This is a genomic window from Streptomyces sp. NPDC037271, from assembly GCF_055603605.1.
This window is the reverse complement of sequence record NZ_JBVJVN010000001.1, coordinates 543,612-557,161: the sequence shown is the minus strand read 5'-3', so window position 1 is coordinate 557,161 and position 13,550 is coordinate 543,612. Positions and strand designations below refer to the sequence as shown.

At 69.5% G+C, this 13,550-nt stretch carries 17 protein-coding genes and 1 pseudogene; 4 read left to right on the top strand and 14 right to left on the bottom strand.

The features are described from left to right. Window positions 1–161: 161 nt before the first annotated feature. Window positions 162–512 (bottom strand): hypothetical protein, encoded by a 351-nt coding sequence (locus ACZ7G3_RS02675; protein ID WP_470922933.1) that lies wholly within the window; start codon window positions 510–512, stop codon window positions 162–164. A gap of 391 nt (window positions 513–903) precedes the next feature. Here ACZ7G3_RS02675 and ACZ7G3_RS02670 point away from each other — a divergent pair, with 391 nt between their 5' ends. Continuing rightward, window positions 904–1,311, top strand: a complete 408-nt coding sequence (locus ACZ7G3_RS02670) for a Scr1 family TA system antitoxin-like transcriptional regulator (RefSeq protein WP_470922932.1) — start codon at window positions 904–906, stop codon at window positions 1,309–1,311. 202 nt (window positions 1,312–1,513) lie between these two features. Here the strand turns inward: ACZ7G3_RS02670 and ACZ7G3_RS02665 are convergent, their stop codons facing one another. Continuing rightward, window positions 1,514–2,146, bottom strand: coding sequence for a TetR/AcrR family transcriptional regulator (locus ACZ7G3_RS02665; protein WP_470922931.1), 633 nt, complete (start codon window positions 2,144–2,146; stop codon window positions 1,514–1,516). Between the two features lie 101 nt (window positions 2,147–2,247). Here ACZ7G3_RS02665 and ACZ7G3_RS02660 point away from each other — a divergent pair, with 101 nt between their 5' ends. After that, window positions 2,248–3,162, top strand: coding sequence for an NmrA/HSCARG family protein (locus tag ACZ7G3_RS02660; RefSeq protein WP_470922930.1), 915 nt, complete (start codon window positions 2,248–2,250; stop codon window positions 3,160–3,162). 43 nt (window positions 3,163–3,205) lie between these two features. Beyond that, window positions 3,206–3,909 (top strand): annotated as a pseudogene (locus ACZ7G3_RS02655) (IS5 family transposase); the annotation flags it as partial. A 56-nt stretch (window positions 3,910–3,965) separates the two neighbouring features. Here ACZ7G3_RS02655 and ACZ7G3_RS02650 read toward each other — a convergent pair. Beyond that, window positions 3,966–4,181: a hypothetical protein gene (locus tag ACZ7G3_RS02650; RefSeq protein ID WP_426596986.1), complete on the bottom strand. Its 216-nt coding sequence runs from the start codon at window positions 4,179–4,181 to the stop codon at window positions 3,966–3,968. Window positions 4,182–4,290: 109 nt separating this feature from the next. Between ACZ7G3_RS02650 and ACZ7G3_RS02645 the strand changes: the two genes are divergently transcribed. After that, window positions 4,291–4,884, top strand: coding sequence for a TetR/AcrR family transcriptional regulator (locus ACZ7G3_RS02645; RefSeq protein ID WP_470922929.1), 594 nt, complete (start codon window positions 4,291–4,293; stop codon window positions 4,882–4,884). Window positions 4,885–5,089: 205 nt separating this feature from the next. Here the strand turns inward: ACZ7G3_RS02645 and ACZ7G3_RS02640 are convergent, their stop codons facing one another. The 11 genes from ACZ7G3_RS02640 to ACZ7G3_RS02590 all read right to left on the bottom strand — a co-directional run bounded on the left by ACZ7G3_RS02640 (window position 5,090) and on the right by ACZ7G3_RS02590 (window position 13,544). Beyond that, window positions 5,090–5,632, bottom strand: a complete 543-nt coding sequence (locus tag ACZ7G3_RS02640; RefSeq protein ID WP_470922928.1) for a hypothetical protein — start codon at window positions 5,630–5,632, stop codon at window positions 5,090–5,092. Window positions 5,633–5,660: 28 nt separating this feature from the next. Further along, window positions 5,661–6,290, bottom strand: coding sequence for an OmpA family protein (locus ACZ7G3_RS02635; RefSeq protein WP_470922927.1), 630 nt, complete (start codon window positions 6,288–6,290; stop codon window positions 5,661–5,663). An 8-nt stretch (window positions 6,291–6,298) separates the two neighbouring features. Then, a complete protein-coding gene (locus tag ACZ7G3_RS02630) occupies window positions 6,299–6,883 on the bottom strand; it encodes a hypothetical protein (protein WP_470922926.1) in 585 nt (194 codons plus the stop codon). Between the two features lie 31 nt (window positions 6,884–6,914). Continuing rightward, window positions 6,915–7,508: a pilus assembly protein TadG-related protein gene (locus ACZ7G3_RS02625; protein ID WP_470922925.1), complete on the bottom strand. Its 594-nt coding sequence runs from the start codon at window positions 7,506–7,508 to the stop codon at window positions 6,915–6,917. Continuing rightward, window positions 7,508–7,705: a hypothetical protein gene (locus ACZ7G3_RS02620; RefSeq protein WP_470922924.1), complete on the bottom strand. Its 198-nt coding sequence runs from the start codon at window positions 7,703–7,705 to the stop codon at window positions 7,508–7,510. The genes ACZ7G3_RS02625 and ACZ7G3_RS02620 overlap by 1 nt, the downstream gene beginning before the upstream one ends. A 343-nt stretch (window positions 7,706–8,048) precedes the next feature. Beyond that, window positions 8,049–8,942, bottom strand: a complete 894-nt coding sequence (locus ACZ7G3_RS02615) for a DUF5936 domain-containing protein (RefSeq protein WP_470922923.1) — start codon at window positions 8,940–8,942, stop codon at window positions 8,049–8,051. 15 nt (window positions 8,943–8,957) lie between these two features. After that, window positions 8,958–9,902, bottom strand: coding sequence for a type II secretion system F family protein (locus ACZ7G3_RS02610; protein ID WP_470922922.1), 945 nt, complete (start codon window positions 9,900–9,902; stop codon window positions 8,958–8,960). A 110-nt stretch (window positions 9,903–10,012) separates the two neighbouring features. After that, window positions 10,013–11,350 carry a CpaF family protein gene (locus tag ACZ7G3_RS02605; protein ID WP_426596995.1) on the bottom strand — a complete coding sequence of 446 codons (1,338 nt, stop codon included), beginning with the start codon at window positions 11,348–11,350 and terminating at the stop codon, window positions 10,013–10,015. 34 nt (window positions 11,351–11,384) lie between these two features. Continuing rightward, window positions 11,385–11,669 carry a pilus assembly protein gene (locus ACZ7G3_RS02600; protein WP_470923187.1) on the bottom strand — a complete coding sequence of 95 codons (285 nt, stop codon included), beginning with the start codon at window positions 11,667–11,669 and terminating at the stop codon, window positions 11,385–11,387. A 205-nt stretch (window positions 11,670–11,874) separates the two neighbouring features. Then, on the bottom strand, window positions 11,875–12,288 hold the full coding sequence (locus tag ACZ7G3_RS02595; protein WP_426596997.1) for a TadE/TadG family type IV pilus assembly protein: 414 nt from the start codon (window positions 12,286–12,288) through the stop codon (window positions 11,875–11,877). After that, entirely contained in the window at window positions 12,285–13,544 is a 1,260-nt protein-coding gene (locus tag ACZ7G3_RS02590; RefSeq protein WP_470922921.1) for an AAA family ATPase, read from the bottom strand. The genes ACZ7G3_RS02595 and ACZ7G3_RS02590 overlap by 4 nt, the downstream gene beginning before the upstream one ends. Window positions 13,545–13,550 lie beyond the last annotated feature (6 nt).

The window sequence follows — 13,550 nt, the reverse complement described above, 5'->3', positions numbered from 1 at the left end:
CGCCGCCCTTGGACCGGCCGTTGGCGTACTTCACCGCGCATGCGATCTCGTTCGGGCCGGCCTCGGTCGTGGAGACGGGCGGGACGTCGGCCGATCGACTGGCCCGGCGGTCGGCCCGCTCCAGGGGACCGACCACCGGCCATCACTGATCCGTCCCTCGATTACCTGATCTGAAAGCCGAAGACGCGGTAGGCGTCAGCGCCGGTGAAGGGAGCCGACGTGTGGGGCTCGAGCAGGTTGACCTCCCACCCCGAGCCCGTCGTCCAGAAGACGACCACCTCGTTGGCGCCCGAGTAGAAGGAGGTGACGTTCTCCAGGTTGAGGGGGACGCTACCGGGGTTGTCCCAGCACCGGGTGTGCTCCGCGCCGTTCTGCAGGTACGTCACCGCGACGTAGTCGTCGCCGGTGCCGCAGTTGACCTCGTCGGTGGCGAACGCGGGTGTTCCCGAAAGCGCGGTGGTCAGCGCGACGGCCGCCAGGGCACCCAGGGCTAATCTGGACCGACTCTTCATCTGCTGCGGTTCCTCTCCATCAGCGTTTCGAGGGACGAGCTTCGACTGCATTTTCGGTGACCGGTGAGCAGATATTCAAGAGTTCAACGAACTCTCGCGAGTGGGCCGGCCGTTACCGCCGGGTCTCCCACTCGGAGACAAGGTCCGGCCGCGGGGTCGGAGGCCGGCGCGGCGGCGTAGTTGCCTGCAGGGCGCGCGAAAGCCCGAGGCTGGTGGCGCGGCTTACCGGGCCTCGAAGAGGTGACGCGCGTCGTGGGCGACGAAGGGGCCTTCGGCCTCGAACGCAGCCGCTCGGGGGCGGGGGCGACGGCCGGGTGGGGAGTGCGGGTCGGGGCAAGAGTGGCGGTCGTGGCCGGACTACGTCGCCTACGTCCACGAAGCCGCGCTGCGCATGCCCTACGGCGGAGCCGAAGTAACCCGGCGGCAGCTCCTCCACCTGATCGAACAGTCGGAACGGCACAACATCGATGTGCGCATCGTCCCGACCGGTGTCGGGGGGCACGGGAAGAACGGGCGAGGCCGGGTCAGCGCGTTCGCGCTCGGCAGTGAGGTGCGCTGGACTCGAGGACGCTCAGGAACGGCTCCGCTTCTACAGCGAGCAGCTCGAGTACCAGTCGTCGACCGAACACGCCATGGACTACCTGATCAGGGAACACGCCGACGCAGTCGCGGACCTGGTGAGCGATGGCACGGTACCCGTGCCGAGGGCGGGGGAGAGCGGGACGATCGGGGCTACCGCCGGCCCGTGAAGGGCATTTCCCTGCGAATGAGCGCTTTCAGCGCTGACGCTCCAGGGTGAGGACGGCTGCGGCGATTACGACAGGCGGCTCGGCCGGCGGGTTTGAGACGGAGAACACCTCCATCAACGGCACGGGAGCTTCGTGCTCGCGGGAAGCCGGCCCGTGAGCCGAAGCTCAGGAGTTGTCACGGTGACGCCGGATGAGCCGGCGGAGAGGACCGGTCGGGGCACGTTGGTTGTCACCGATCAGGCATCCCATCCGTCACAACCGCCCGTTCGGCAGACTTTCTGGAACCAGTACCGAAGATCCTGAGTTCTCGGATACCTCAGCGATGCCGTGCTCAGGGCTGAGTCCTTCCACAGCGAGGCGGAAGAGGCGGTCGGCCTGGGTCTCTGGGTCCTTGTGGTGCTCGGTGGCCAGGGCGATGCCGACGGCGAGGGTCAGCAGGTCGTGAAAAGTGACGTGCGGTGCAACCGCCTTGTCGCGAACGGCCCGCTGGAGCAGGGGAGTTCCGGCCGTCGCGATTCTGCTGCCGCAGGAGTGCGGGGAGGGTTCCTCGGCGGGGGGCTCGTAGCTGAGGGTGTTGGCGAACCCGCGGGCTGAGACGGCGTAGAGGACGAGGGCGTGGAGCCACTCCAGGAGGGCAGTGCGGCCGTCCTCGCTCTCACTTAGCCGGTGGGCGCGCTCGCACAGGCCCTCGATGCGCTCCTGGAAGACGGCTTCGAGCAGGGCACGGCGGGTGGGGAAGTGACGGCGCACGGTCGCTGAACCGACGCCTGCTGTGCGGGCGATCTGCTCCAGGGATGCCTCGGCGCCGTGCGCGGCGACCTCGGCTTCGGCGACGTCGAGGATGCGCTGGTAGTTGCGTCGGGCGTCCGAGCGCTGACCGGTCATGATCTCCCCATTGCTAAACGGCGGGCCCCGCCATATCTTAGCGGCAGGCGAAACGGCGGGCCCCGCCGTTTTTGTTCTCCGTTCCGTGAGGAGCAGCAACCATGCCCATCAACAGCGATGCCGTCCTGGTCATCGGAGCCACCGGCCGGCAAGGCGGGGCCACGGCCCGCGCACTCCTGGCCGCCGAGGTGCCCGTACGTGCACTCGTACGCGATCCGCGGTCGAAGTCCGCCCAAGCGATCGAGGCGCTGGGCGCCGAGCTGGTGCGGGCGGATCTCTCCGACCGGGACTCCCTCGGCCCAGCGGTCGAGGGAGTCCGCGCGGTGTTCTCGGTGCAGGCGCCGCCCATGACCGAGACCAGCGTGGACTTCGCGGGCGAGCTCGTCCAGGCCACCAACCTGGTGGACGCGGCGAAGGCCGAGGGAGTACGGCAGTTCGTGCAGTCCTCGACCAGTGGAGTCGGTGAGCACACCCGGGCCGCCGGCTGGGCCGAGGGCCGCTGGGCGGCGATGGCGGACTACTTCCACACCAAGCAGGCGATCATGGAGGCGGTGCGGGGTGCGGGCTTTGCCCGCTGGACGGTGATCAAGCCCGCCTTCTTCATGGAGAACCTGCCCCTGCTGGCACCCAAGGGGCCGCGCGGCGGACTGCTGACGGTGCTGAAGCCGGAGACCGAACTGGCCCTGGTGGCCGTGCGGGACATCGGCACGGCTGCGGCGCACGCCCTTCGAGACCCTGACCGGTTCCACCAGGTGGAACTGGAACTGGCCGGTGACCTGCGCACGATGGAGCAGGTCGCGCAGACCTTGTCCGCCGCCTGGGGCGTGCCCGTGACCGCGCCCTCCATGAGCCTGGAAGAGGCCCTCGACGCGGGCATGCCGACGTGGGGAGCCGGACACGAGTGGAACAACACGGTCCTCCAGCCCGCCCGGCCCGAGTTCGCCCGGGAGCTGGGCATCCCGGTCACCACCTTCGCCGAGTGGGCGGAAGAGCGGCTGACACCCGTGTCCGGCTAGGGCGTATCCGGCGCTGTGACGCTCGGCAGCGCCCGCCGGGGCGGATCCGCCTGCACGTTTCGGCAAATGGAAGACCGTGCACGAACGTCACAGACGCTGGTCGGCGGACGGCACCCGGGACAGAATCTTCGCCGCCGTCCTGGCTGACGTCGACGCAGAAGGCCGCATCGACTGGTCGATGGTCAGCGTGGACTCGGCCTCCTGCCGGGCCCGCCGGCACGCCGCCGGAGCGCGCCGGAGATCTCCGCGGGTTCCGGGAAAAGACACGCACGCCTCGGCAGCACCGCCCCGACGAGGGACTCGGACGCTCCCGGGGAGGGCGGACGGCGCCCACTGGCCCTGCTGATCACCCCCGGTCAGCGGGGAGACGCCCCACAGTTCATCCCCGTCATGGACCGTATCCGGGTCAGTCGACTCGATAGTGGCCGCCCCCGCACCCGCTCCGGCCATGTCGGCGGCGACAAGGCGTACTCGTGCCGCCGCAACCGCCGCTACCTGCGGCGACGCCAGATCAAGCACACCATCCCCGAGCCGAAGATTCAGCGCGCTCACCGCCAGAGCCGGGGCAGCAGGGGCGGCCGCCCCACCGGCTTCGACAAGACGACCTGCAAGAGGAGGAACGAAGTGGAGCGGACGATCAATGGCCTCAAGAACTCGAGAGCCGTGGCCACCAGATACGACAAACGCGCCTACGCCTTCCACGGCACCGTCACCGTCGCCTCGATCCGACTCTGGCTTCGCCCATGATCAGCTGGACAGACGTTCATTTTCTTACGACGGCGTCTGAAAAACCCTGCGCCGAGTCAGTCGTCAACCGCCTTGCGAGCATCGTGAGCCCGCCCCGCGATGACCGCGCCGATCACCACGGTCAGTGCGTACACGGTGATGCTCGCGGCGAAGCCTCCCGGTAGCCAGCCCAGCAGACCGGCATTGCCGTGGTCGACGAGCTGGCGGATTGCACCCTGGGCTCCGATGACGAGCAACGCCATGCCGAGGGCCTGGTAGAGGCCGTATTTCATGGGACCTTCCTGGGTCTGATCAACGTTTACCATGCACTTGCACTGTAAACCGGTGGCACTCGGTTTTGCAATGCGATCGCATGGTGAAGATGACGAGGAAGGCGGCGTCGTGCCGAAGATCGTGGATCACGAAGCGCGCAGGACGCGCCTCGTCGAGGCCGTCTGGTCACTGGCCGTGCGCGGCGGCATCGAGCAGGTGTCGCTGCGCAAGGTGGCCGAGGAGGCGGGCGTCTCCATGGGCCAGGTCCAGCACTACTACTCCTCGATGCAGACCCTGATCCGCGACGCCCTCGACCGGGCCGTACGAGCCGTGAACGCCACCATCGAGAACGCGGTCACCGCCGCTGACACGAGCAGCCCGGAGGCCGTCCTCCGCGCCTGCCTGCACGCCCTGATCAGCCCGGCCGAGGAGAGCACGCGGCTGATGCGCTTCGCGCTGGCGGCCGCGGGCCGGGCGGTCTCCGATCCGACGATGGCCAAGGTGCTGGCGCCGGGCGACGACGAGCTGCTCACCCTCACCGCCGCCCTCATCACGGCGGCCCGGGAGGAACGGGGCCATGAGCGGCACGGCGAGGAACGTACCGACGCCGACATCTGCTGGTCCCTCGCCACCAGCCTCGGCGTGGACATCGCCCTCGGCTACCGGACCCCGGAAGCCGCCGAACGCGTCCTCGACCACCACATCGAGCAGGTCCTCCGCTAGGGCCTGGCTGGCGGACCTTGCCGGTTCCCACGCCGCCTGCGCATGAGGACAGACCACATCCCCGCTGCACTCACGGCACCGCCCCGTGCTCGCTGACAAGATCCGCCGGACAGACCCTGACGTGCTCCGGCTCAGGTCATCACCCGATCAGTGGCCACGTGGAAGAGCTCAATGTCTCGAAGGGTTTCCGGGACGGCCTCGGATATCAGGAGATCAGGCGGAGGAGCACCGAGCCGTGCTCAGTGGTCGTCGCCTGCATCACGACGGTGTCGGGTTGAGGGCTCGGGCGGGTGTGGCTCAGTGCGCCGCAGGAGGTGCCGCTGCCGTTCTCGCGGAGGGTCATGACGCAGCCCTGACCCGGACCGCTCGCCCCGCCCTTGGACTGGCCGTTGCCCGACTTCACCGAGTACTCGATCTTGTTCGGGCCGACCTCGGTCACGGACAGCGTCGCAGGGCCGCCCGGGCCCTGGAAGTGGATCGTCACGGGCTTGGTCACCGCGATCTCGCAGTTGCCGTCGGTGCAGGCGTCGGCGTCATGCCCGTCCGCCGCCGATACGGAAGGTCCGGGCTCTGCGGAGGCCGATTGTGGAGCCGACCGGGACGCCGTGGGCCGGTCCGGGGGCGAGGCCGGCGCCGCGTCCGGCTCGTCCGGGCCGCCGCAGGCTGCCACCGTCAGTACCGTCAGCACCGCGAGGGCCATGCCTCGCCCGCGGCCCGGCAGTGAGAGCCGCGGTTTCCTCTCCTCCACGTGATCCCCTTGCTCCGCCATCGGCCGGTCAGGCCTCCGAGCGCGGGAAGGAGACCTCGACCCTGCGGTTCTTCTTGCGGCCGGCCTCCGTCGAGTTGTCGGCGATGGGGTAGTCCTCGCCGTAGCCGCGGACCTCGTAGGTGATGTCGGCGTCGTTCAGTGCCTGGGCCAGGACGTCGTGCACGGCGTTGGCACGCTGCTTGGAGAGTGCGTCGCCGTGGGCGGAGGAACCGAGGTTGTCGGTGAAGCCGAAGACTCGGACCCTGGTGGCGTTCTGGGCCTTGATCTCCTCGGCGATGCCCGTGATGCGGGACTTCGACTCGGCGCCCAGCTTGGCGCTGTTCTTGCCGAACAGCACCTCGGCCTGGAGCGCGAGCGTCACGCTGGTGTTGGTGTCCTCGCGGCGTTCGTCACCGCTCTGCTCCTCCACGACCGACTTGATGTCCAGCACCTTGGCCTGGGCGAGCGTGGCACCGTCCGGGATCTTCAGGTCCGGGTCGTTGGGGTCCACCTCTACGGGGGCGGAGGCGGAGGGTTCGGTTCCTGGCGGGTCGTTGGGGTCGTCGTCGGCGTGGGCCGTGGCGGTGCCGTAGAGGGTCGTGGCGAGCATGAGGGTGGCGGTGGTGAGGGCCAGGGTGAGGCGTGGGGTTGGGGTCATGGTGGGCCTCACCCGGAGATGGAGATGGTCGCGCTGGTGAAGGTCGGCAGTTGGAACGTCACCTCGGTGGTGCTGGTGGGCGGGGAGGGGAACTGCATGAACACGGCCAGGCGGTCACCAGCCTTGATCGTTGAGAAACCTGCAGTCGTCAACGGACGACCTTCGGTGTCACGCAGCACGTAATAGCGCTTCTTGCTTTTGGAATCGACAAGTGTCGCACCGCCGAGCGACCTGCCGTTTCGGATGATTTCCGTCTCGTTCCCGCTCAGCGCGGAGGGGATCGCGACACTCTTGTCACCGTCGTTCTTCAGCTCACCGTTCACAGTCACGAAGCCACCCGAATCCCGCTCAGCAGAGATGATCTGCATAAGTAGGCCATTGGACCCTCGCAGCTCAGCCATCGGCTCCTTCGCCTCGCCTTCCTGAGCGCTCGGTCCGGACCCGTCCTCCTTCGCAGCTGAAGCGGACGCCGAAGCCTTCGGTTTCTCGTCGTCGCCGCCACCACCGCAGCCGACAGCACCGACGGTCAGGCTGGTTAGAACGGCCAGTGCCAACGTCCCCCTGCGGGCCGTCGTCGTGAACCGAATGCTCATGTCGTGTTTTCCTTCGTCACTCGTCGTTCGCTTATCCGTCGGCGAGGTGGACGTCGAACAAGTCCTCGGCCTTCGGTAGATCATTGAGATCGTCCGGGCTCAGGTCCCACTCCTCGCCCTTGCACGAAAGCCCGGGCAGCACATCTCCACCGGCGTCCTCAGCAGGAAGTTCGAACGTGCAGCGAGCTTCGATGACGGCAGTGGCCGATTCCGTTACCTTCTGGTCCTCCGTTCCCGGAATGATGGTGTCCCCGACGGCCTCATTGGTCTCCGCGACGACGGTGTAGCCCAAGAACCCGTCCTGTTCGCAATCCGCGCTCGCGTCGTTACGAGCCGCCAATTCCTGGGCGCGCCAGCACCCATTGGTAACCGGCGCTTCTCCGTCGAAGATGTCCTGCCAGGATTCCGGCTCCAGCACGTTCTCCAGCCACTGGTCCGCCAGTTGGTCCCTGGTCTCCAGGGCAGCCGCGAGTGCGGCTGCGTCCGCCGCCGTCTGTGCCTCACCGCGAGTCACTGCGGCCTGGCCAACTGCGAAGTAGGCGAACGCGAGAAGGAGCAGACCCCCCACCACCGTGATGTAGATGGGGAAAGCCTGCCCTGCGTCGCCGTTCACACGCAGAGGCATCAGATGCCGGTGACCTCGGCGATCTTCGCTGTGATCGCATCGAAAATCGTCTGGCCGATGTCCGTCCCGGTAATCGCCAGCACGATCGCCACCACCACCGCGATGATCCCCAGGTACTCCACCGCCGTCTGCCCCTTGTCGTGCCGGGTGGTGCGAGAGCGCAGGTACGCGATGGTGGTGTGCAGCCAGTTGCTCATGGTGTTCCCCTCCAGGATGGACGACGTGGTGTGCCGTGAGTCGGTCCATCGAGGTCTCGTCGACGCGGCGGTGGGTGGCGGGCTGCCGGCTGGTCACGCCGGACGCGATGCGGTTCGCCATCTCCACCCCTCCTGCGTTCAGTTGGGACCTCGACCTGTCGGGAGTACCAGACACCGACTGTCTCACAGCGGATTGCAAGTGCGAAAGGTAATGCGTGAAAGTAGCCCGACTGGGCTGTAGGTTTCTACTTGTTGACGTCAACGGTCCGTGTGCACTCGCACTCTTCTGATGTGCGCCCTCCCCTGCTCCCGGTCGCGCGTTCGGCATCATCCCGTTCTCCCCCTACTCCCCCGTGATGGTCCCGAAGTCCGTCCCCGAACCCAGGATCAGCCCGGCGCCGAGGAGGATCATCGTGGCCGGGACCATGAAGGTCGTGATCATCATCGTGGCCTTGGGGACGGCGCGGGCCGCCTTGCGGCGGGCGTTCTGGGCGTCGGTGCGGCGCATGTCCTTGGCCAGGGAGACCAGGGTGTCGACGATGGGTGCGCCCAGTTCCTCGCCCTGCTGGAGTGCCGTCACGAACATCGCCACCTGTTCGGAGTCGTTGCGGCGGCGCAGCTCCGCGAAGGCGTCCCGGCGGCTCATGCCGAGGTCCATCTGGCGGAGGGTGATGCGGAGTTCGTCGGCCCACGGGCCCTCGTAGCGCATCGCCACGCGGTCCAGGGCCTGGCGGAAGCCGAGGCCCGCGCTGACCACGACCGCCAGGACGTCCAGGAAGTCGGGGAGCGTGCGCTCGATGACGTCCTTGCGGATGCGGATCGCCGACCAGATGCCGACCTCCGTCCAGAACGCTCCGAAGGCCAGCAGGAGCAGGGCCACCATGTACTGGCCGCGCAGAAGGAAGACCAGGAAGCCGACCGCGCCCAGGAAGCCGTAGACGGCGCGGCGGGCGGCGTAGCGGTCTATGGTCAGGCCGCCGGGGTTGCCGGCCAGGTCGATTCGGCGGCGGTACTTGGCCACCAGGGCCGGGCCCATCACGCGCAGCACGGCGGGGGCGTACCGCATGCCCATGCGGTCGATGAGGGAGTCGACGGCTCCGGTGCGGGTGGAGCCGACCTCCAGGGCGAGGGCGAGGTCGTCGGGGAGTCGGGCGTCGGCCCGGTACATGCGGATGCCGGCGAAGATGCCCCAGACGCTCAGGGCCATGAGCAGTGCGAGGAGTAGTCCCAGTCCCATGCCGAAGGCCTCCTCTCAGACGTCGATGCGGGACATGCGGCGGATGAGGACGAAGCCGACGGCGTAGAGCGCGAAGGCGATGATCACCGCCGCCTGGCCGGCCGGGGAGCCCGTCATGCGTTCCAGGGCGCCGTCCTTCACCCCGTTCATCAGGAACAACGAGCCGACGCCGAGTACGGGTACCGCGTACGACGTCATGCTGACCTGGGCGAGCTGGGTGCGGACCTCGCGTCGGGTCTCCTTGCGCTCCTCCAGCGTTTCGGTGAGGTTGCGCAGGGCGCTGACCACCTGCCCGCCGGCGCGGTTGGACAGGACGAGGGTGGTGACCAGGACGACCAACTCGCGGGAGGGGAGGCGGTCGGCGAGTTCGCCGAGGGCCTCGTCCATCGAGGCGCCGATGGCCAGCTGGTCGGCCACCTTGCCGAGTTCCTCGCCGGCCGGGGCCTCCATCTCCTCCGCCGCCATGCCGATGGCGGTGCGCAGGGCGAGGCCGGCCTGGGTGGCGTTGGCGATGATCCGGGCGATCTCGGGGAGCTGGTTGATGAACTTCTCGATGCGTTTCTGGCGCTGCCAGTTGAGGAACCGCACCGCCGCCGCTACGCCCAGCAGCGCGGCGATCGGGCCGAAGAACGGGGCCAGGGCCGCCTGGCCGATCAGCCCCAGTGCCGCGACCACCGCGAGCATGTAGACGAGGAACTCGCCGGGGGTCACGTCCAGGCCGGTCGCCGCCAGGCGCGCTTCCAGTTTCCGGCCGAGATTCGTACGGCGCAGGCGGCGGTCCAAGGTGCGGAAGCGGCGCGGGCGGCCGGTGGGAGAGAGCCGGCCGGCCGCGGAGAGGCGGTCGACGAGGGCCGCCCGCTGGGCCTTGCCGGCGGCGTAGGAGTGCAGGCCCATGACCGCGAGGGCGCAGGTCAGCAGGGTGACGCCGGTGGTGAGCGTGACGAGCGTTTCCAGTTCCATCGGGCCGTTCCTACCTGGTTTCCATCGGGCGGTTCCTACCTGGCTTCCATCGGGCGGTTCCTACCTGGCTTCCATCGGGCGGGTCCTACCTGGCTTCCATCGGGCGGGTCCTACCTGGCTTCTCGGGTGGCGAGTTGGTCTGCGGTGTGGGCCACGCCGAAGGCCTGCGGGATGGGCTGGCTCGCCATGTAGAGGCGTTCGGCGGTGCGGCGCGGGAGGGGGTAGTACTCGAAGGCGCCCGGGACGCGGCCGTCGGACGTCATCGGCCGGGCGTTGAAGCGGGCGACCGTGGCCAGGCGGTACGGCTCGCCGCCGTGACTGGCCAGCAGGGCGATCTCGGTGATGCGGCGGGCGCCGTCGGCGAAGCGGGTGAGCTGGACGATGACGTCGACGGAGCTGTTGATCTGGTCGTGCAGGGCGACGAAGGGGATTTCGACGTCCGACATGGAGGCCAGGGTCTGGAGCCGCATCAGGGCGTCCTCGGCGCTGTTGGCGTGGACGGTGGCCAGGGAGCCGTCGTGGCCGGTGGACATGGCCTGGAGCATGTCCAGGGACTCACCGCCGCGGACCTCGCCGACGACGATGCGGTCGGGGCGCATGCGGAGGGAGTTGCGGACCAGGTCGCGGATGGTGACGCGGCCCTGGCCCTCGACGTTCGGCGGGCGGGACTCCAGGCGGATGACGTGCGCCTGCTGGAGCTGGAGCTCCGCCGAGTCCTCGATGGTGATGATGCGTTCGGACTCGGGGATCAGGCCGGAGAGGGAGTTGAGGAGGGTGGTCTTGCCGGTGCCCGTGGCGCCGGAGACGATGATGTTGAAGCGGGCCTGCACCAGGCCGGCCAGCAGGTACAGCATGTGCTCGTCGAGTGAGCCGAGACCGATCAGTTCCTGGAGGGTGAAGGAGCGCGGGAAGCGCCGGATGGTGAGGGTGGCGCCGGTCAGCGACAGCGGCGGGATGATGACGTTGACGCGCTCGCCGGAGGGGAGGCGGGCGTCGACCATCGGGTTCGACTCGTCCACGCGGCGGTTGACCGTCGAGACGATGCGTTCGATGGTCTGCATCAGCTGGTCGTGGGAGGCGAAGCGGAGGGGGAGCTGTTCGACCCGGCCGCCGCGTTCCACGAAGATCGCGTCCGGGCCGTTCACCATGATCTCCGTGATGGACGCGTCCTCGAGCAGCGGCTCCAGGATGCCGAGGCCGAGGGCCTCGTCCACGACCCGGCGGATCAGCTGCGAGCGCTCGACCGTCGACAGGACCGGGCCCTCGCGGCTGATGATGTGCCCGAGGACCCGCTCGAGGCGGGCCCGCCGCTCGGCCATCGCCAGCGAGCTCATCTCGGCGAGGTCGATCTCCTCCAGGAGCTTGGCCCGGTAGGAGGCGACCAGGTGTCCGTCCTCGCCCCGGCTGCCGTGCTCCTCGGGGGCGTGGATGCGTGCGCGCAGGCTCATGCGTCCGGTGCTCCTTGGTCCTCGTTCACGGGGGTCACTCGTCCGCCGGGTGGTCCAGCGGCATGGTGGCGGTCTTGGTGGCGTCCCCGAAGTCCCAGCCGGGGACGATCGACGGGATGCCGACGGTGGCGGTGACCGTCACCTCGTCGCCGCCGTACGCCGGGGGGCAGTCGGTGCCGTCGGCCAGCCAGCCGCTGACCGCCGCCGCGCACGCCTCCTGGGCGCTCTCCTGGAGCGAGGCACTGCGGGCGCCCGCGCGGGCCGCGGTACCGGCCTGTTGGGCGGTGTACGCGATCAGGCCGAGCTGTACGGCGGCCATGCCGACGATGATCAGGATCGGGAGGAAGCCGAGGTACTCGATGGCCACCTGGCCGCGGTCCCCGACCAGGGCCCGGGCTCGGACCCGAGCTCGGACCCGGGCTCGGACCCGGGCTCGAACCCCGCCCCCGCCTCCGCCTCCGCCCCTGCCCCTGCCCCTGTCCCTGTCCCTGTCCCTGTCCCTGCCACGCGAGGAGTACGGCATCTCAGTCGTCCTCCTCCTCGACGGCTCCCGCGTGCCCGCGCACGGTGAACGGGAAGCTGATGGTGCCCGGGAAGAGGATGGGGACGTCGATCTCCACGTCGGCCGTGACATAGCCGCCCGCCGTGCCGCAGTTCACCCCGGCGCCCCCTTCCCACGCGCCCGGCAGCTTGTCCCGGCCCGCCTCCTGGCAGGCTCCCTGCCGCGCCCCCCGGTCGGCCGCCGTCGCCGCCCGTACCGCCTCGTCCGCAGCATTACCCGCGAGCGTGTACGTGTATCCCACGAGCACGAGCTGCCACAGCACCACCAGCGTGACGATGATCGTCGGCAGCATGCCGAGGAACTCGACGGTGACCTGGCCGTCGTCCCGGCGGCACCGCTGCCACCGTCCCGCCTCCGGCCCGCGTAACCCGCTCATCCCGCACCGTCCTTCCGGCGCCGGAAGCTCACCGACCCCCGGTCGCCGCGGAACCGGCCGCCGCCCTTGCGGTGGTCCGCGTCGGCGGCCCTGACCAGCCCCAGTTCACCGGCGAGGGCCCACAGGGCCTGCTTCACGGTGCTCCTGCTGTCCAGTTCGTGGACGCGGCCGGCGTCCACGGCGGCCTGGAGTTCCTTGAAGTTGGCGGGGACGGCGGTCCGGGCGACCTCCGTACCGGTGATCTTCCGGATCAGCGAGGGCTGGATCTCCGTGCCCCGGGTGTGCCGGTTGACGACCACGGTCGTCTCCTCGGCCTTGCGGATCTGCAGCCGGTCCCACATCCGCACCGCCCGCTTGGCACCCCGCACGGCGACCACGTCCGGGGTGGTCACCAGCAGCGCCGTGTCCGCCATCTCCACGGCCGCTGCGCCGGCGCCGCCGAGCTGGGCGCCGCAGTCGAGGACGACGACCTCGTAGCGGGAGCGCAGGGCGCTGACGATCTGGCGGGCGGCGCGGTCGGTGACCTCCTCGCCGCGTTCGCCCTCGCCGGGGGCGAGCAGCAGGGCGAGGCCTGTGTCGTGGCGGAAGACGGCGTCGGCCAGGACGCGGGGGGAGATGTCCGTGATGGTGGCTAGGTCGGCCACGGAGCGCCGGAACTGGACGTCCAGGTAGGAGGCGACGTCGCCGGTCTGGAGGTCCATGTCGACCAGGGCCGTCGGCCGGCCCGACGCCTGGGCGGCGAGGGCCAGCTGGATGGCGGTCAGGGAGGTCCCCACCCCGCCCTTCGCACCGCTGACCGTGACGACGGTGCCGCCGGAGCCGGTGAACACGTCGACGCCGCTGCCGAGGTGCCGGCGTACGCCCACCGACCACTGGGCCACCGCCTGGACGCGGCTGGCGAGTTCCTCGTAGCCGAGCGGCAGGGCGACGAGGCCGCGGGCGCCGTAGTCCATGGCGGCCTGGAAGAGGCCGGGGCCGGGGTCGGAGGTGACGAGGATGACACCGACGGCGGGGAAGCGGAGGGCGACCTCGCGGATCAGCTCCAGGGCGGGAACGGGGCCGATGCGCTCGTGGACGACGACGACCTCGGGCAGTTCGTCGACCGACTCGGCGGCGAGGCGGGCGAGGGTGTCCACGAGCTGGGTGGAGTCGGTCACCGGGGCGACCGGTTCGGCGTCCGGGAGCTGGCTGAGCAGGGTCGTGATGGACCGTACGGCGTCCGCGTCGCCGACTGCCGGGAGGATCCTCGTGGGCATACGGGC